This window comes from Frigoribacterium sp. CFBP9030, from assembly GCF_034045195.1.
GTDB lineage: Bacteria > Actinomycetota > Actinomycetes > Actinomycetales > Microbacteriaceae > Frigoribacterium.
Genome location: NZ_JAXCWG010000002.1, coordinates 361,328 through 378,557, shown reverse-complemented (window position 1 = coordinate 378,557; position 17,230 = coordinate 361,328). Strand labels below are relative to the sequence as shown.

Annotated in this window: 15 protein-coding genes and 4 tRNA genes; 13 read left to right on the top strand and 6 right to left on the bottom strand. The window is 70.9% G+C overall.

Going from position 1 to position 17,230, the window contains the following annotated elements:
* Nucleotides 1–28 precede the first annotated feature (28 nt).
* On the top strand, nucleotides 29–1,267 hold the full coding sequence (locus SOM13_RS03975) for an alpha/beta hydrolase family protein (protein WP_320478942.1): 1,239 nt from the start codon (nucleotides 29–31) through the stop codon (nucleotides 1,265–1,267).
* Here SOM13_RS03975 and SOM13_RS03970 read toward each other — a convergent pair.
* From SOM13_RS03970 to SOM13_RS03960, 3 genes are read right to left on the bottom strand one after another with little or no spacing between them, the layout of a single operon-like run.
* On the bottom strand, nucleotides 1,188–1,946 hold the full coding sequence (locus SOM13_RS03970) for a dihydrofolate reductase family protein (RefSeq protein ID WP_192060281.1): 759 nt from the start codon (nucleotides 1,944–1,946) through the stop codon (nucleotides 1,188–1,190). The two genes, SOM13_RS03975 and SOM13_RS03970, sit on opposite strands and share 80 nt — an antisense overlap.
* Complete coding sequence (locus SOM13_RS03965) at nucleotides 1,943–2,386, bottom strand: SufE family protein (protein ID WP_243215059.1); 444 nt, start codon at nucleotides 2,384–2,386, stop codon at nucleotides 1,943–1,945. The genes SOM13_RS03970 and SOM13_RS03965 overlap by 4 nt, the downstream gene beginning before the upstream one ends.
* Entirely contained in the window at nucleotides 2,383–3,282 is a 900-nt protein-coding gene (locus tag SOM13_RS03960) for a sulfurtransferase (RefSeq protein ID WP_192060283.1), read from the bottom strand. Before SOM13_RS03960 ends, SOM13_RS03965 begins: the two co-directional genes overlap by 4 nt.
* 223 nt (nucleotides 3,283–3,505) lie before the next feature.
* On the opposite strand from SOM13_RS03960, the gene zapE reads away from it, so the two are divergent.
* Nucleotides 3,506–4,522: a cell division protein ZapE gene (zapE, locus tag SOM13_RS03955; protein WP_243215057.1), complete on the top strand. Its 1,017-nt coding sequence runs from the start codon at nucleotides 3,506–3,508 to the stop codon at nucleotides 4,520–4,522.
* A gap of 278 nt (nucleotides 4,523–4,800) precedes the next feature.
* Complete coding sequence (locus tag SOM13_RS03950; RefSeq protein ID WP_192060285.1) at nucleotides 4,801–6,084, top strand: ammonium transporter; 1,284 nt, start codon at nucleotides 4,801–4,803, stop codon at nucleotides 6,082–6,084.
* 180 nt (nucleotides 6,085–6,264) lie between these two features.
* Here the strand turns inward: SOM13_RS03950 and SOM13_RS03945 are convergent.
* Nucleotides 6,265–6,340: transfer RNA gene (locus SOM13_RS03945), tRNA-Val, on the bottom strand.
* Nucleotides 6,341–6,514: 174 nt separating this feature from the next.
* On the opposite strand from SOM13_RS03945, the gene SOM13_RS03940 reads away from it, so the two are divergent.
* The 3 genes from SOM13_RS03940 to SOM13_RS03930 all read left to right on the top strand — a co-directional run bounded on the left by SOM13_RS03940 (nucleotide 6,515) and on the right by SOM13_RS03930 (nucleotide 6,860).
* Nucleotides 6,515–6,586, top strand: a tRNA-Gly gene (locus SOM13_RS03940).
* A 66-nt stretch (nucleotides 6,587–6,652) separates the two neighbouring features.
* Nucleotides 6,653–6,726 (top strand) — tRNA-Cys (locus SOM13_RS03935).
* Nucleotides 6,727–6,788: 62 nt separating this feature from the next.
* Nucleotides 6,789–6,860: transfer RNA gene (locus SOM13_RS03930), tRNA-Val, on the top strand.
* 208 nt (nucleotides 6,861–7,068) lie between these two features.
* On the opposite strand, the gene coaBC is transcribed toward SOM13_RS03930, so the two are convergent.
* Nucleotides 7,069–8,322, bottom strand: a complete 1,254-nt coding sequence (gene coaBC / locus SOM13_RS03925; protein ID WP_243215069.1) for a bifunctional phosphopantothenoylcysteine decarboxylase/phosphopantothenate--cysteine ligase CoaBC — start codon at nucleotides 8,320–8,322, stop codon at nucleotides 7,069–7,071.
* 260 nt (nucleotides 8,323–8,582) lie between these two features.
* Here coaBC and SOM13_RS03920 point away from each other — a divergent pair, with 260 nt between their 5' ends.
* From SOM13_RS03920 to SOM13_RS03905, 4 genes are all read left to right on the top strand, one after another.
* The gene (locus tag SOM13_RS03920; protein ID WP_320478941.1) at nucleotides 8,583–9,347 is read left to right on the top strand and encodes an NRDE family protein; all 765 of its coding nucleotides are present in this window, start codon (nucleotides 8,583–8,585) and stop codon (nucleotides 9,345–9,347) included.
* Between the two features lie 160 nt (nucleotides 9,348–9,507).
* The gene (locus SOM13_RS03915) at nucleotides 9,508–10,368 is read left to right on the top strand and encodes a transporter substrate-binding domain-containing protein (protein ID WP_371740719.1); all 861 of its coding nucleotides are present in this window, start codon (nucleotides 9,508–9,510) and stop codon (nucleotides 10,366–10,368) included.
* 2 nt (nucleotides 10,369–10,370) lie between these two features.
* Nucleotides 10,371–11,036 carry an amino acid ABC transporter permease gene (locus SOM13_RS03910; protein WP_243213352.1) on the top strand — a complete coding sequence of 222 codons (666 nt, stop codon included), beginning with the start codon at nucleotides 10,371–10,373 and terminating at the stop codon, nucleotides 11,034–11,036.
* Nucleotides 11,026–11,826 (top strand): amino acid ABC transporter ATP-binding protein, encoded by an 801-nt coding sequence (locus SOM13_RS03905; RefSeq protein WP_320478940.1) that lies wholly within the window; start codon nucleotides 11,026–11,028, stop codon nucleotides 11,824–11,826. The genes SOM13_RS03910 and SOM13_RS03905 overlap by 11 nt, the downstream gene beginning before the upstream one ends.
* Nucleotides 11,827–11,906: 80 nt before the next feature.
* On the opposite strand, the gene SOM13_RS03900 is transcribed toward SOM13_RS03905, so the two are convergent.
* Complete coding sequence (locus SOM13_RS03900) at nucleotides 11,907–13,127, bottom strand: cobalamin-independent methionine synthase II family protein (protein WP_320478939.1); 1,221 nt, start codon at nucleotides 13,125–13,127, stop codon at nucleotides 11,907–11,909.
* Between the two features lie 272 nt (nucleotides 13,128–13,399).
* On the opposite strand from SOM13_RS03900, the gene SOM13_RS03895 reads away from it, so the two are divergent.
* The 3 genes from SOM13_RS03895 (at nucleotide 13,400) to thrS (ending at nucleotide 17,228) form a co-directional block, all read left to right on the top strand.
* A complete protein-coding gene (locus tag SOM13_RS03895) occupies nucleotides 13,400–14,665 on the top strand; it encodes a SufS family cysteine desulfurase (RefSeq protein WP_320478958.1) in 1,266 nt (421 codons plus the stop codon).
* Nucleotides 14,662–15,168 (top strand): Fe-S cluster assembly sulfur transfer protein SufU, encoded by a 507-nt coding sequence (gene sufU / locus SOM13_RS03890; RefSeq protein WP_320477167.1) that lies wholly within the window; start codon nucleotides 14,662–14,664, stop codon nucleotides 15,166–15,168. Before SOM13_RS03895 ends, sufU begins: the two co-directional genes overlap by 4 nt.
* A gap of 95 nt (nucleotides 15,169–15,263) precedes the next feature.
* Entirely contained in the window at nucleotides 15,264–17,228 is a 1,965-nt protein-coding gene (gene thrS / locus SOM13_RS03885) for a threonine--tRNA ligase (RefSeq protein WP_371740741.1), read from the top strand.
* The last annotated feature ends 2 nt before the right edge of the window (nucleotides 17,229–17,230 follow it).

Below are 17,230 nucleotides of genomic sequence, written 5' to 3'. Positions count from 1 at the left end.
TGCCCGCGTCGAGTGTCCGGAGTCCGTCGTGACCAGCAGAGCGTCCCGTCCACCCGCCGGGGGATCGAGGGCCGCCCTGGCCGTCACCGCGATCGTGGTCGGTTCGTCCGTCACGCTCTCGCTCGTCGCCATCGCGGGGGGCGTCGTGGCTGTGATGCGCAAGATCGTCACGCCCGAGCGCCGGCGCCGCGACGACCTGCGCATCGTCGGTCACGATGCCGCCTCGTCGACCGTGAGCCTGACCTCGACGGCCGACACGCGCCTCCCGGGCCGCTACAGCCTCTGGTTCGACGGCGGTCGTGGTCATGCGCGTCTGGGCGAGGTGCTGAGCGACGACGGGCGGGTCGTCGTCCGACGGGTCGAGCAAGTGACCGCCGGCTCGCTCGACGGGGCCCGTTCGGGGCGCATCGGCGGCTGGCTGTGGTCGGACCCCGGCGAGGCCGATCTCGAAGCCGAGGAGGTGCGGGTCGACACCGAGGTCGGCCCGGCCCCCGCCTGGCTGGTGCCGGCCGAGGGCGGGGAACCGGGCCCCTGGATGATCGGCGTGCACGGTCGCGGCGTCACCCGCGCCGAGACGATCCGGTCGGTGCCCGTGTTCCGCCGGCACGGCTACACGTCGTTGCTCGTCTCGTACCGGAACGACGGCGAGGCGCCGCGGTCGCCCGACGGCCGCTACGCCCTGGGCGACGACGAGTGGGCGGACGTCGAGTCGGCGATGGCGTACGCCCTGCTGCACGGGGCGACGTCGCTGGTGCTGATGGGCTGGTCGATGGGCGGGGCGCTCGTGCTGCAGGCGGCCACGCGGTCGACGCTGGCCGGTCGGGTGTCGGGCGTCGTGCTCGAGTCACCGGTCGTCGACTGGCGCACCACCCTCCGATTCCAGGGGGCGGCCATGCACGTGCCGCGGGTCGTCCAGGATCTCGTGCTGCGCCTCCTGATGTCTCCCGCGCTCTCGCGTCTGAGCGGGCGGCGCGGCCCGATCGATCTCGATCGACTCGACCTGGTGGCCGGCGCCGACGCCCTCGACGTGCCCGTCCTGCTGCTGCACAGCGACGACGACGGGTTCGTCCCGTCGACGGCGTCGCACGCCCTCGCGGATGCACGACCCGATCTCGTGCGTCTCGAGGTGTTCCGCACCGCGCGCCACACGAAGCTCTACAACTTCGACCCGCAGCGTTTCGAGGGGGTCATCGACGGGTGGCTGGGCCGTCTTCCACGAGCCAGCGGGCGTACAGCGCGCTCTGCTCGTCCATCAGCAGCTGACTGAGCGTCAGACGCGACGGGTCGAAGCGCTCGCGTCCGAAGACCGGCAGACCGCTGCCGATCACGATCGGCGAGGTGGAGAGGCAGAGCTCGTCGACCAGTCCGTCGTGCAGGAACTGCCCCGCGAGCGACGGCCCGCCCTCGCAGACGAGCGACAGCAGGCCGTGGGCGTGCAGCCGGTCGAGCACCGCGGCGGGCTCGAGGCGGCGGGACTCGTCGGCGCAGGTCAGGACGGTCGCGGCGCGGGCGACCTCGCCGCCGAGCGTGCGCCGGACCTCCGCCACCGCGGCCTCGGGGCAGACGACGACGACGCGCTCGGCGGCCTCCGGGTCCATCCGGTGCCCGGAGAGGTCGCCCGAGGACGTCACGACGACCAGCCGGGAGGTCTTGGGCACCCGGTAGCCCTCGGCGCGGACGCTGGCCGCTCCGACGACGACCCCGTCGGCGACCGCCCGGATCGCCGCGAGGATGGTGCGGTCCGTCGGGTTGCTGAGCGTCTCGGAGGTGCCGTCCGACCCGGCGGCGTCGCCGCTGACCGCGGTGATGAGGTTGAGGCGGGTCCAGGTCGCGGCCGGAGGCGCGTACAGGTCGCGCAGGCGACCGGGCGTCGCCTCGTGCTCGATGTCGAGCTCGAGACCGGTCTCGAGGGGACGCCCGGTCGTGTGCAGCACGCGCAGGGTCACGCGGTGGCGATCCTGTCGCGGATCTGACGCTTGGCGCGCGCGAGGAGGGCGGTCATGCCCCGGATGCGCAGCGGGCTGACGGCCTCGGTCAGGCCGATCGTCTGCGGGTAGTCGTCGGGCACGGCGTCGAGCACCTCGTCGACGGTCAGGCCGTCGAGGCCCTGAGCGAGGATCGAGGCGAAGCCGCGGGTCGTCGGGGCCTCCCGCGGGGCGGTGGCGTGCAGGTGGACGCGACCGTCGACGACCTCGACGAAGAGGTAGACGGGGCTCTGGCACTCCACCACCCGTTCGAGCAGGTCGGGGTGGTCGGCGAACCGGGCCGGCAGGTCGGGCAGCTCGTTCGAGAACTCGAGCAGCAGCTGCAGGCGGTCGCGCACCTCCAGCGCCGTGAATTCCTCGCGGATCTCGACGAGCGCGGCGGGCAGCGTGGTCCCGGTCACCGGGCGGGGACCTCTCCGGGTTCGCTGCCCTGCACGATGGGCACACGGACGGCGCTGCCCCATTCGGTCCACGAGCCGTCGTAGTTGCGGACGTTCTCGAAGCCCATCAGGTGGTGCAGCACGAACCAGGTGTGGCTCGACCGCTCGCCGATGCGGCAGTAGGCGACGACCTCGTCGCCGGTCTCGAGGCCGGCGCCGTCGCGGTAGATGGCGTCGAGCTCGGCGACGGGACGGAACCGCCCGTCCTCCGCCGCGGCCTTGCCCCAGGGGACGTTCGCGGCCGAGGGGATGTGCCCGGCGCGGAGGGCTCCCTCGTCGGGGTAGGCGGGGGCGGTGGTCCGCTCGCCCGAGTACTCCTCGGGGGAGCGGACGTCGATCAGGGGCTTGCCGAGGTGCTCGAGCACGTCGTCCTTGTAGGCGCGGATGACCGTGTCGTCGCGCTCCACGACCGGGTAGTCGCTCGTCTCGGGCTCGGGGGAGTCCGTCGTGTACTCGCGTCCCTCGGCCTCCCAGGCGGCGCGGCCGCCGTCGAGCAGCCGCACGTCGTCGTGACCGAACAGCGAGAACACCCAGAGCGCGTAGGCGGCCCACCAGTTGTTCTTGTCGCCGTAGACGACGATCGTCGTGTCGCGTCCGATGCCCTTCGACGACATCAGCCGGGCGAATCCCTCGCCGTCGATGTAGTCGCGGCGGACGGGGTCGTTGAGGTCGAGGTGCCAGTCGATCTTGACGGCGCCCGGGATGTGGCCCGTCTCGTAGAGCAGGACGTCCTCGTCGGACTCGACGACGACGAGACCGGGGGAGCCGAGGTGCTGCGCCAGCCAGTCGGTGCTCACCAGGCGTTCGGGGTGCGCGTAGTCGCTGAAACGGGCGGACGTGTCGTGCTCGACGACCATGGACTTACCTCCGGGTGTGTGTCTCCGCCTGCTGCGGAGCGCCGCGTGAGCGGCTGATGTTCGGGTTGCCGGTGAGCACTAAACTCAGGGGCAGTACGACCCCGTCGAGGCTACGCACCGCGCTTTGGCCTCGCACAGGGACTCCAGAGACTCTTCCACACATCGCTCGGCGGACGCCGGGCGTCACCGCGCTCCGTGCCCGATCGACCGTGAGGCCGCCCCGATGTCACCCGATCCCACCGCCAGCGTCGTCTCGCTGGTCGACCGCACCCCCTCGATCACGGGTGCCGAGATCGTCACCGCGCTCGTGCCTCCTCGGCAGTTCGTCGACGCGTCGCTCGAGAACTACCGCCCCGACGACGCCTTCCCCTCGCAGCACGAGGCCGTCGAGGCCGTGCGCTCGTTCGACGCGGCACCCGCGGGCGGCGCCCGACGAGGCCTGTTCAGGAGGCGCGCCGAGGCTCCGGCCGTGCTGCCCGGCCTCTATCTCGACGGCGGGTTCGGCGTCGGCAAGACGCATCTGCTCGCCGCGCTCTTCAACCGCAGCGGCGGACGCCGCTACTTCGGCACGTTCATCGAGTACACGGCGCTGGTCGGGGCGGTCGGCTACGCCGGTGCGGCTGCCCAGCTGAAGGGCGCGTCGCTCGTCTGCATCGACGAGTTCGAGCTCGACGACCCGGGCGACACGATGATGATGACACGACTGCTCGGCGATCTCGCCGACGACGGCACCCGGATCGCCGCGACCTCGAACACCCCGCCGAACGCCCTGGGCGAGGGGCGCTTCGCCGCCGCGGACTTCCTGCGCGAGATCCAGGGGCTCTCCGACCGGTTCCGCACGCTGCGGATCGACGGCGACGACTACCGGCGCCGCGAGGTCGAGGCGTCCGCCTCCGTGACCGACGACGTCGACGCCGCGCTCGCCACCGTGACCGGGCCGGTCTCCGTCGACGACTTCGGCGCGGTCGTGGCCCACCTGTCGACGGTCCACCCGAGCCGGTACGTCAAGCTCGTCGCCGGGCTCGAGGCCGTCGGGCTCCGCGACGTCTCGCCGCTCACGAGTCAGACCGACGCTCTGCGCTTCGTCGCCTTCGTCGACCGGCTGTACGACGGTCAGGTGCGCGTGGTCGCCTCCGGCACCCCGCTCGACTCGGTCTTCGGCGAGGAGATGCTGGCCGGCGGGTACCGCAAGAAGTACCTGCGGGCTGTCTCGCGACTGGTGGCGCTGACGTCCCTCTGACGTCGGCCCGACGCCCTTCCAGAGCCGCCCCGACGTTCTTCCGACATCGCTCCGATGACCTCCACAGGCCGTCGGCGGTCGTTTCGGGCCGGTGTGAAACACGTTGTTTACACGCGCCCGAATCGCGTTACATTCCCGAAACATCGGTGCACACGCAACGAAACCTCACCCCACGACACTGAGAGCCGCACCCCGGTCCCGCCCCCGCAGCCCGTGAACCCTCACGGTCGGGCGGCCGACCGTTGCCCCTGGCTCCCGAATCGAGAGGTGACTCACAGATGGATCAAGGCAATACCGCCTTCATGCTGATCACAGCAGCACTAGTGCTGCTCATGACCCCCGGCCTGGCGTTCTTCTACGGCGGCCTGGTCAAGGCCAAGAGCGTCATCAGCATGATGATGCTGAGCTTCGGGGCCATGGGCCTCATCGCCGTCCTCTGGGTCCTGTTCGGCTACTCGATCGCCTTCTCGAACGGACCCGAGGGGCCCGCCGGCACCGACACCTACATCGGCTGGGACGGCGTCTTCGGCTTCGACCCCTCGATGTTCAGCCTGAACTCGCTGTTCGTCGACAGCCTGGACCCGGCCGGCGCCTACCCGACCATCGCGTTCGCGGCGTTCCAGGCGACCTTCGCGATCATCACGGTCGCCCTCATCTCGGGTGCCATCGCCGACCGCGCCAAGTTCGGCGCCTGGATGATCTTCGCCGGGGTCTGGGTGACCATCGTCTACTTCCCGGTCGCCAGCTGGGTCTTCAACTTCACGCTCGGTGAGGACGGCTCGGTGGTCGACGGCGGCTGGATCGCCAGCATGGGAGTGATCGACTTCGCGGGCGGCACGGCGGTCCACATCAACGCCGGAGCCGCGGCCCTCGCCCTGGCCCTCGTGCTCGGCAAGCGGGTCGGATTCGCCAAGGGCGCCGACAAGCCGCACAACCCGCCCTTCGTGCTGCTGGGCGCCGGTCTGCTCTGGTTCGGCTGGTTCGGCTTCAACGCCGGCTCCGAGCTCGCGGCCGACGGCGTTGCCGCCCTCGCCTTCCTGAACACGATCGCCGCGCCGGCGGCAGCCATCCTCGGCTGGCTCGTCGTCGAGAAGATCAAGGACGGCAAGGCGACCTCCATCGGCGCCGCCTCGGGTGCCGTAGCCGGTCTCGTCGCGATCACCCCCGCCTGCGCCGCGCTCACGCCGTTCTGGGCCATGGTGCTCGGCGTCGTCGCCGGTGCGGTCTGCGCCCTCGCGATCGACCTCAAGTTCAAGCTCGGCTTCGACGACTCGCTCGACGTCGTCGGCATCCACCTCGTCGGCGGTCTGATCGGAACCCTCTACCTCGGCTTCTTCGCCAACGGCAGCGGTCTGATCTTCTCGGGTTCGCTCGACCAGCTGGGCATCCAGGCCGTCTCGGCCCTGGCCGTCATGGTCTACTCGTTCGTTCTCGCCTACCTGATCGGCTTCGTCATCGAGAAGACCATCGGGTTCCGCGTCAAGAACGAGGACGAGGTGGCCGGCATCGACCTCGCCATCCACGGCGAAGAGGGCTACGTCCTCGAGAACTCGCGCCAGTAGGCGCACCCCACCAGCACCACACGCACCACGAGGACGGCCCCGGTCAGACGACCGGGGCCGTTCCGCGTCCCCCAGCTCGCTCGTCTGTGCGGACACGCCCGTCCACCGCACACGAGCCGGGTAGAAGCGACCGGAACGAGAACAGGGCCCCGCATCTGCGGGGCCCTGTTCTCGTCTGCCTGGTGGGCGATACCGGACTCGAACCGATGACCTCTTCCGTGTGAAGGAAGCGCGCTACCAACTGCGCCAATCGCCCCTGCGGGACTCGTCGATGCTAGTGCATACGGGTGCCGGAGCGCCATTCGACACGGCCCCGAAGGAGGCGCGGTGCGGCCGGATGGGCCCCAGCAAGACACGAGGGTGACTCGATTTGGTATCTGGTCCGGGGTGTGGGTATTGTTCTTTTGCACGCAGAAATGCAAAGCGAAATGCGGATGTGGCGCAGTGGTAGCGCATCACCTTGCCAAGGTGAGGGTCGCGAGTTCGAATCTCGTCATCCGCTCGAGTGTCAAGCTCACCAGAGGGTGGTCCACCGACTGGTGGCCTCCTTCTGGGGGGCTGCTCGTATGGTGGAGTGGCCGAGAGGCGAGGCACCGGCCTGCAAAGCCGTTCACGCGGGTTCAAATCCCGTCTCCACCTCCAATCGATGCAGACCAAGGTCTACACTCGATGCAGTAATCCGCAACAGATGTGAACACAGTTTTGAGCGATTGGCGCAGCGGTAGCGCGCTTCCCTGACACGGAAGAGGTCGCTGGTTCGATCCCAGTATCGCTCACACACCGAAAGCCCCGGCATCCGCCGGGGCTTTCGTCATGTCCGGGTGTGGTCGGCCCGTCGGACTGTCCGCGCGGCGGCCCATCGGGCTGTCCCTTCGCAGGCCGCCCATGCGGGCGTGTCCGGCCGAAGCGGTCGGCTCGCGACGACCGTCTCGGCCGCACTCGCCCGGACTCGGCGCCGATCTCCCCACGCCTCGCCGTCCGGCGCTACTCGACCAGGCGCTCCGCCACCGCGTCGAGCAGGGCGTCGGCGACCTCCCGCTTCGACCCGCGGGCCTCGGCGACCTCCGCACCCTCACGGTCGATGACGATCACCGAGGTGTCGTCGGCGCCGAAGCCGGTCGTCCATCCCACCGAGTTCAGCACGAGCAGGTCGGCGCCCTTCCGCAGCTGCTTCGTCCGACCCAGCGCCACGAGCTCGTCGCGGTCCTCCGTCGTCTCGGCGGCGAACCCCACCACGACCTGACCGTCGCGGCGAGCGGCGACGAGACCCGCGAGCACGTCGGGGTTCCGGACGAGTCGCACGGTCATCTCGTCGCCGGTGTCGTCCTTCTTGATCTTGCCGGGGGCGACCTCGGCCGGCCGGTAGTCGGCCACCGCGGCGGTCATCACGACGACGTCGTGCGCGGCCGCCTCGGCGCCCATGGCGGTCTCCAGCTCGAGCGCGGACGAGACCGGGACGACGCGGATCGTCGGTGCTGCGGCCAGCGACTGCAGCACGGCCCCGTCCAACTCGGCAGCGACGACGGTCACGTCGGCGCCTCGTCGAGCCGCGGCGAGGGCGATGGCCGCACCCTGCTTGCCTGTCGAGCGGTTTCCGATGAACCGCACCGGGTCGAGGGGTTCGCGGGTGCCGCCTGCCGATACGACCAGGCGGACGCCGGCGAGGTCGGCGACCCGCGCCTCCTCGGCTCCCGCCGGATCAGTCGAGGAGGCGCGGGTCGCCACCGCGAGGGCCGCCGCGACGATCTCGTCCGGCTCGCTCAGTCGACCCGGCCCCGAATCGCCGCCGGTGAGCGGTCCGTCGGCGGGTCCGACCACCGTCACCCCGCGTCCGCGCAGCAGCTCGATGTTGGCGACGGTCGCCGCGTTGCGCCACATCTCGGTGTGCATCGCGGGGGCGACGACGAGCGGCGCGGTGCTGGCGAGGATCGTCGTGCCGAGCAGGTCGTCCGAGAGACCGTGCGCGATCTTGGCGAGGGTGTGGGCCGTGGCGGGGGCGACGACGATCAGGTCGGCCTGCTGCCCGAGCGCGACGTGCCGCACCTGCGCCACGTCGTCGAAGACCGAGGTGCGCACGGGGTTGCGGCTGATCGCCTCGAGGGTCGGTGCGCCGACGAATCGCAGGGCCGCCTCGGTCGGCACGACGTGCACGTCGTGACCCTGCAGCACGAGCCCGCGGACGACGCCGACGGCCTTGTACGCCGCGATCCCGCCCGAGATGCCGACCACGACGTTCAGCCGCCGCGACGATCCGGTCGGGTCGGCGGGGTCGGCGGGGTCGGTCGGGTCGGTCGGGTCGGTCGCGTCGGCGGGGGAGTGCGGGGAGGAGTCGTGCGTCACGGGAGTGCCCTGTCGATCGGTGCGGACGGTCGGCCGACCCGGGGCCCCGGTCGGTAGCGTTGCACTCCCACGATGCCGCATCTCGTGGCCGCCCGTCTGATCGCCGTGCGCGTCGCCGCACGGCGACCCCACGCGAGACACCCACCCGGAGGACCCTCATGTGCACCGTCGTCGTCTCGATCGCACCCGACTCCGACTGGCCCGTGGTGTTCTTCGGGCTGCGCGACGAATCCCCCGACCGCCCGTGGGACGAGCCCGGCGCCTGGTGGCCCGAGCTCGGCGACCGGGTCACGGGCGTGCACGACCGTGAGGCCGGGGGCGCCTGGCTGGCCGTCGCCACGCGGCCGAGCCGGGCGAGCGTCGTGCTGAACCGCCACGAGGAGCCGCCCGCGCCCGAGGGCGGCTGGGCCACGCGGGGTTCCCTCCCTCTGCGGGCCGCGGCCGACGGCGCCCTGCCCGTCGGACCGCAACGGACGCGGACCTTCAACCTGCTGACCGCGGACCGAGGAGGCGCGACCCACTCCATCTGGGACGGCTCGGCCACCCGGTCCACCCGTCTCGACCCCGGCGTCCACATGCTGACCCACGCCGCACCCGACGATCGGAGCGTGCCCCGCGTCGATCGCTGGCTGCCCCGGTTCCGCGATGTAGCGCCTCCTTCAGGGCCTCTCGCATCGGCCGCCGCAACCGACGCGGACGCCGGCGGCGAGGGCGACTGGGCTCCGTGGCTCGATCTGATCCGCGAGAGCAGCGCCCTCGCGGCGGACGACGACGATGCGCTCATCCGCTCCGACCTGGTCGACGGGAAGCTCTTCTCGTCCCTGTCGCTGAGTGCCGTCGCGGTCTCGGCGACGAGCGTCGCCCACCGGCACATCCGGCTCGACGGCGCCCCGTCGGTGACCGAGGCGCTGGCCCGCCGCTGACCCCCCCCCCGAGCTCACCACCGGGTCCACCACCGGTCCCGCCCGGAGAGTCCGATCGCAGCCGTCCCGAGGTCACGAAAGGACATCGGGAATCCCACCGCCGCCGTCGGCGTTAGGGTCGGGTGGCTCGTCCGACCCCGAGTCTCCGCAAAGGAACCCCGTGAAGATCACCGCCCCCCGCTCCGTCCGTCGCCTCTCCGTCGCCGGCGTCGTCGCCGCTGCAGCCCTCGCGCTGACGGCCTGCGCCCCCGCCTCGACCGACGGCGTCGTCACGCAGACCGGCGATGCGACCGCCGACACGAGCGCGGCGAAGAGCCTCGACGACATCCAGGAGTCCGGCGAGCTCGTCATCGGCACCGAGGGCACGTACCAGCCCTTCACCTACCACGAGGGCGGCTCCGGGGCGCTCACGGGCTATGACGTCGACGTCGCCACGGCCGTCGCCGAGAAGCTCGACCTGACTCCGACCTTCGAGGAGACCCAGTTCGACGCCCTGCTGGCCGGGCTCGACGCGGGGCGGTTCGACATCGTCGCCAACCAGATCTCGATCACCGACGAGCGTGAGGCCGGCTTCGACTTCTCGACGCCGTACACGGTGAGCCGCGGCGCCGTCATCACGGCCGCGGACAACACCGACATCACCTCGCTGGCCGACCTCGAGGGCAAGACCACGGCGCAGTCGCAGTCGAGCAACTTCTACACGACGGCCAAAGACGCCGGCGCCGACGTGCAGGTCGTCGAGGGCTGGGCCCAGTCGGTCGCCCTGCTCGAGCAGGGCCGCATCGACGCGACGGTGAACGACGAGCTGACCTTCCTCGACTACGTCAAGACGAACCCCGACAAGGCGGCCGCGATCAAGATCGCGGCGACGACCGACGACGTCTCGAACTCGGCGCTGGTCACCACCAAGGGCAGTGACGACCTCGTCGCGGCCATCGACGACGCCCTCGCCGAGCTGAAGGCCGACGGCACTCTCGCGGAGATCTCCGACCAGTACTTCGGCCAGGACGTCAGCGAGTAGTCGTGCAGTCCACCCTCGACCTCTTCGCGCGGTCGCTCTGGCCGATCGTGTCGGGAGCGCTCGTGGCGTCGATCCCGCTGGCGCTGATCTCGATGGCCCTGGGCCTCGTGATCGCCATCGTGATCGCGCTGATGCGACTGTCGGGGCGGATCTGGCTGGCCGGCATCGCCCGGTTCTACACCTCGGTCATCCGCGGAACCCCGCTGCTGGTCCAGCTGTTCGTCGTCTTCTACGGACTGCCCTCGCTCGGCATCCGGCTCGACCCGTGGCCCAGCGCCATCATCGCGTTCTCGTTGAACGTGGGCGGGTACGCCGCAGAGGTCATCCGCGCGGCCATCCTCTCGGTGCCGAAGGGCCAATGGGAGGCCGCGCACACGATCGGCATGTCGCGGGGGCTGGCGCTCCGGCGGATCATCCTGCCGCAGGCGGCCCGGGTGTCGGTGCCGCCGCTGTCGAACACGTTCATCAGCCTCGTCAAGGACACCTCGCTCGCGAGCGTCATCCTCGTCGTCGAGCTGTTCCGTCAGGCGCAGCAGATCGCTTCGGTCTCGAACGAGTTCCTCCTGATCTACCTCGAGGCAGCCCTGGTCTACTGGGTCATCTGCCTCATCCTGTCGTTCGGACAGGACGCCCTCGAGAAGAGATTGGACCGCCACGTTGCCCGCTGACGTCACCCCGCCTCCGGCATCGGGCGCCGATGCCACCGTCCTGACCGTCCGTGGTCTGCGCAAGAGCTTCGGCGAGAACGAGGTCCTCCGCGGCATCGACCTCGACGTCCGTCGTGGTCGGGTCGTCGCCATCATCGGGCCCTCCGGCTCGGGCAAGACGACCGTCCTGCGGTCGCTGAACAGCCTCGAGGTCCCCGACGCCGGCACGGTGACCCTCTCCGACGGCCGATCGATCGACTTCGGCGCCAAGGTCGGCAAGCGATACCTCACCGCCCTCCGCGACCGCTCGTCGATGGTCTTCCAGCACTTCAACCTGTTCCCGCACCTGACCGTGCTGCAGAACGTCGTCGAGGGCCCGGTGCGCGTGCAGAAGCGCGACCCGGGGGAGGCGCGGGCCGAGGCCGGAACGCTGCTCGCCCGGGTGGGCCTCGCCGAGAAGGCCGACGCCTACCCCGCCGAGCTGTCCGGCGGGCAGCAGCAGCGCGTGGGCATCGTCCGCGCCCTGGCGCTCCGCCCCGAGCTGCTGCTCTTCGACGAGCCCACCTCGGCGCTCGACCCCGAGCTGGTCGGCGACGTCCTGACGGTCGTCAAGGAGCTGGCCGACGACGGCTGGACGATGATCGTCGTCACCCACGAGCTCGAGTTCGCCCGGCGCGTCGCCGACGAGCTCGTCTTCATGGACGCCGGCGTGGTCGTCGAGCGCGGGCGCCCGGCCGACGTGCTGAGCCGCCCGCGCGAGGCCCGCACGCAGCAGTTCCTCCGGCGCGTGCTCAAGCCGCTCGACGACTGAGGCGACCGCCCGGTTACGACGACCCGCGCCTCCTCGGCCCTGTAACCGCAGGAGGCGCGGGTCGTTCCGGTCGAGCGGCCTCAGCCGAAGAGGCGGTGCGACGCGATGCGGGCGCCCTCCCCGAGGGCCGCGAGCTTCGCCACGGCGATCTGCGGGTGGATGCGTCCGCCGAGACCGCAGTCCGTCGAGGCGACGACCCGGTCGGGGCCGACCGTCGACGCGAACGCCTCGATGCGGTCGGCGACGAGCTCGGGATGCTCGACGACGTTGGTCGCGTGACTCACGACCCCGGGGGCGATCGTCTTGCCGGCGGGCAGCTCGACGTCGCGCCAGATCTTCCACTCGTGCTCGTGGCGCACGTTCGCGGCCTCGAACGAGTACGAGCCCGCGTCGATCTCGAGCATGAGATCGACGATGTGCCGGAACTCGATGTCCGTGGTGTGCGGGCCGTGCCACGAGCCCCAACAGAGGTGGAATCGCACCAGCTCTGGCGGGATGCCGCGGAGGGCGTGATTCAGCGCCTCGACCCGGATGCGGGTGAACGCCCGGTAGTCGTCGATGCTCGGCTCGGGGTTGATCTGGTCCCAGTTCTCCGCGATCGAGGGGTCGTCGATCTGCACGACGAGGCCCGCGCCGGTGATGGCGAGGTACTCCTCCCGCAGCACCTCGGCCCAGGCCCAGATGTGCTCCTCCTCGGTGGCGTAGAAGTCGTTCGCGATGCGTGCTCCGCTGCCCGGCGAGAGCGAGGTGATGAAGGCCGACGTGGCGTCGCCGGCCGCGACGCCGGTCGTGAGATTGGCGATGTCGGAGGCGATGGCGCTCTGCCCGACGTAGGTCAGCGGCCCGGTCGTGCTGGGGAAGGGCGTCGCCCCCGAGCCCGTGCCGATGCCCGACGTCGGGTCGGTGTACGCGTCGTGGAACCTCTGCCAGTCGCGTCGGTCGGGGAACGAGGTCAGGCGCACATCGCCGGGGCCCGAGCGCACCGGCTGCTGGCTGAAGATGTCCGAGCCGGTCAGCGACAGCCCGCCGACCCGCTGGAACGAGTACGACCACCAGGCGCCGTAGTCGACGGCGCTCGTCATGGCCTTGCCGTACTCGCCGTCCCCGACGATCGTGATGCCGAGGTCCTCCTGCCGGCGGACGAGGTCGGCGACGGCCGCGGTCAGCAGTTCGTCGAACTCGGGGGTCCGTTCGAGCGTGAAGCCGTCGGGCCCGAGGGCACGGGCGTCGTTGGCGGCGATGAGTTCGGGGGTGCGCGGCAGACTGCCGGCGTGACTGGTCTCGATGCGGTCAGGGCTCATGCCCTCATGCTGGCCGGGCTGCGGACCCGGCGCCACCCCCTCCGCGGCGCGCGTCACACGGCGTCATGCGCCGGAGTGGTGGGAACACGCGGGGCGGCCGGGCCGTTGGGTCGTCGTACCGTCGGCGACGATCAATAGGATCGACGGGAAAGGACACCGTGACCCAGATCTCCGCAAGGCCCAGCCCATCCGACTCGACCGGCGCTGCCGACGCGATCGGCGCTGTCGACGCGACCCGCGCCTCCTTCGCTTCGGGGCTCTCCGAGTCCGAGGTGCAGCGTCTCCGTGCCGACTTCCCGCTGCTCGACCAGACGGTGAACGACGAGCCGCTCGCGTACCTCGACTCGGGGGCCACGGCGCAGCGCCCGTCGAGCGTGCTCGACGCGGAGCGGGTGTTCCTCGAGACGATCAACTCGGCTGTGCACCGCGGTGCGCATACGCTGGCCGGTCTCGCGACCGAGGCCTTCGAAGACGCCCGGGCCATCGTCGCCGGGTTCGTCGGCGCCTCCGTCGACGAGATCGTCTGGACGGCGAACGCGACCGACGCCCTGAACCTCGTCGCCTACGGCTTCGCGAACGCGACGCACGGTCGCGGGGGAGCGCCGGCCCGCCGGTTCGCCCTCCGTCCCGGCGACGAGATCGTGCTCACCGAGGCCGAGCACCACGCGAACCTGGTGCCCTGGCAGGAGCTCGCGGCGACGACCGGGGCCGTGCTCCGGTTCGTCCCCGTCGACGACGACGGCGTCTGGTCGGCCGACGACCTGATCGCGCTGCTCGGCGACCGCACCCGGATCGTGGCGTTCGCGCACGTGTCGAACGTCACCGGGCAGATCGCCGAGGTCGAGCGCCTCGTCGAGGCCGCGCACGCCGTCGACGCCCTCGTCGTGCTCGACGCCTGTCAGTCGGCGCCGCACCGACCGCTCGACCTCCCGGCCCTGGGGGTCGACTTCGCCGCCTTCTCGGGGCACAAGATGCTCGGTCCGACCGGCATCGGCGTCCTCTACGGGCGGGCCGAGCTGCTCGACGCGCTGCCGCCGTTCAAGACGGGCGGATCGATGATCACCACCGTGACGCTCGAGGGCTCCGAGTACCTGCCCTCGCCGCAGCGCTTCGAGGCGGGCACCCAGCCGGTGTCCCAGGCCGTGGCGCTGGCCGAAGCCGTCCGTTACCTCGAGGCCGTCGGTCTCGATCGCATCCGCGCGCACGAAGAGACGCTCGCCGAGCGACTCGTCGCGGGTCTCGCCGCCGTCCCCGGCGTCCGCGTCGTCGGACCGCCCGCGGGCGTGGCCCGCTCCGGTCTGGCGTCATTCGTCGTCGACGGGGTGCACGCGCACGACGTCGGGCAGTACCTCGACGCCTCGGGCATCGCGGTCCGCGTGGGGCACCACTGCGCGCAGCCGCTGCACCGGCGCCTCGGCGTCGCCGCGACCACCCGTGCCAGCACGTACCTGTTCAGCACCGAGGCCGAGGTGGACCGCCTCCTCGACGGCGTCGCCGGAGTCCGGGCGTACTTCGAAGTCGAGGGGTCCGAGCGATGAGCGCCTCCCTCGACTCCCTCTACCAGCAGGTCATCCTCGATCACGCGAAGCGACGGCACGGCGACGGCGAGCTGCCCGGCGCGCAGGCCGAGCACTTCGAGCGGAACCCCACCTGCGGCGACGAGATCACCGTCCGGCTCTCGGTCGACGAGGCCACCGGGCGCATCGACGGGTTCGCCTGGCAGGGCGCCGGCTGCTCCATCTCGATGGCGTCCGCCTCGGTCCTCAGCGAGCTGGCCCCCGGCCGCACCCTCCCCGAGCTGCGGCTGCTGATCGACGAGTACCGCGCGATGATGCGCTCCCGCGGGGCGGGCGAGCCCGACGACGAGGTGCTCGGCGACGCGGTCGCGTTCCACGGCGTCTCGAAGTTCGTCATGCGCGTCAAGTGCGGGATGCTCGCCTGGGTGGCCGCCGAGGCGTGCGCGACCGAGCTCGCGGTCGTCCCGACCGGGAGGGCCGAGGAGGCGCGGGGCACGATCGATCCCGGCTCCGCGCCCGTCTAAACTGACCTGGTCCCTCCCACGTAAGGAACCTCACGACCGTGACAGATCAGACCGTCCCCGCCGCCCCCGCCTCGACCGACCTGCAGCCCGTCGAGGTGTCCGAGACGACGACGGGCTTCGAGATCTTCACGGACCGCTCGGTGGTGGCCCTGCGGGTCGACGGCGAGCTGCGCGATCTGGCGACCGAGCTCCACGCGGGCGACGTCGCCGAGCCGGTCCTGATCGGGTCGAACGACGGGCTCGCCATCCTCCGGCACTCGGCCGCGCACGTCATGGCGCAGGCCGTCCAGGCGATCAACCCGTCGGCCAAGCTCGGCATCGGTCCGCCCGTCACCGACGGCTTCTACTACGACTTCGACGTGGCCGAGCCCTTCACCCCCGACGACCTCAAGGCCATCGAGAAGGGCATGGAGCGCATCATCAAGCAGGGCCAGCGCTTCCGTCGCCGGGTCGTCACCGACGCCGAGGCCCGCGAGCTGCTGGCGGCCGAGCCGTTCAAGCTCGAGCTGATCGGCCTCAAGGGCGGGTCGAGCGACGAGATCGGCGACGACGGCGAGTCCGTCGAGGTCGGTGGCGCAGAGCTCACCGTCTACGACAACGTCGACCCCAAGACCGGCGACGTGATCTGGTACGACCTCTGCCGGGGTCCCCACCTGCCGAGCACGCGCCTCCTCGGCAATGCCACGAAGCTGATGCGGGTGGCGGCGGCCTACTGGCGGGGCTCCGAGAAGAACCCGCAGCTGCAGCGCATCTACGGCACCGCCTGGCCCACCAAAGACGAGCTGCGCGCCTACCAGTCGCGACTCGAGGAGGCCGCGAAGCGCGACCACCGCAAGCTCGGCGTCGAGCTCGATCTGTTCTCCTTCCCCGACGAGATCGGCTCCGGTCTCGCGATCTTCCACCCCAAGGGCGGCATCATCCGTCGCGAGATGGAGGACTACTCCCGGCGGCGTCACGAGGCGGCCGGCTACGACTTCGTGTACACGCCGCACATCACCAAGGCGAGCCTGTTCGAGACCTCGGGTCACCTCGGCTGGTACAAGGACGGCATGTTTCCGGCCATGAAGCTCGACGAGGCCCGGAACGACGAGGGCGAGATCACCCGTCAGGGCGCCGACTACTACCTCAAGCCCATGAACTGCCCGATGCACATCCTCGCCTACCGGTCGCAGCCCCGGTCGTACCGCGATCTGCCGCTCCGCCTGTTCGAGTTCGGCACGGTGTACCGCAACGAGAAGTCCGGCGTCATCCACGGGCTGACCAGGGTCCGGGGCATGACCCAGGACGACGCGCACATCTTCACGACCCGCGACAAGATGAAAGACGAGCTGACCGGCACGCTGAACTTCGTGCTCTCCCTGCTCCGCGACTACGGCCTGACCGACTTCTACCTCGAGCTCTCCACCAAAGACCCGGAGAAGTACGTCGGCGACGACGACATCTGGGAGACCGCGACGGCGACCCTCCGCGAGGTCGCGGAGGAGTCCGGTCTCGACCTCGTGCCCGACCCCGGCGGGGCCGCGTTCTACGGGCCCAAGATCTCCGTCCAGGCACGCGACGCCATCGGGCGCACCTGGCAGATGTCGACCGTCCAGCTCGACTTCAACCTGCCCGAGCGCTTCGACCTCGAGTACGCGGCGGCGGACGGCACGCGCCAGCGCCCGGTCATGATCCACCGCGCCCTCTTCGGCACGATCGAGCGCTTCTTCGGTGTGCTGACCGAGCACTACGCCGGTGCGTTCCCCGTCTGGCTCTCGCCCGAGCAGGTCGTCGCCGTGCCCGTGGCCGACGAGTACGGCGAGTACCTCGACGGCGTGGTCGCGCGTCTCCGAGCCGAGGGCGTCCGCGCCCGGGTCGACCACGGCGACGACCGGTTCCCGAAGAAGATCCGCACGCACACGAAGTCCAAGGTGCCGTACCAGCTGATCGCCGGAGAAGAGGACCGCGCCGCGGGCGCCGTGAGCTTCCGTTACCGCGACGGAACGCAGGAGAACGGCGTCCCGATCGACGACGCGATCGCGAAGATCCTCACGGCGATCCAGACCAAGGCCCAGGTCTGACC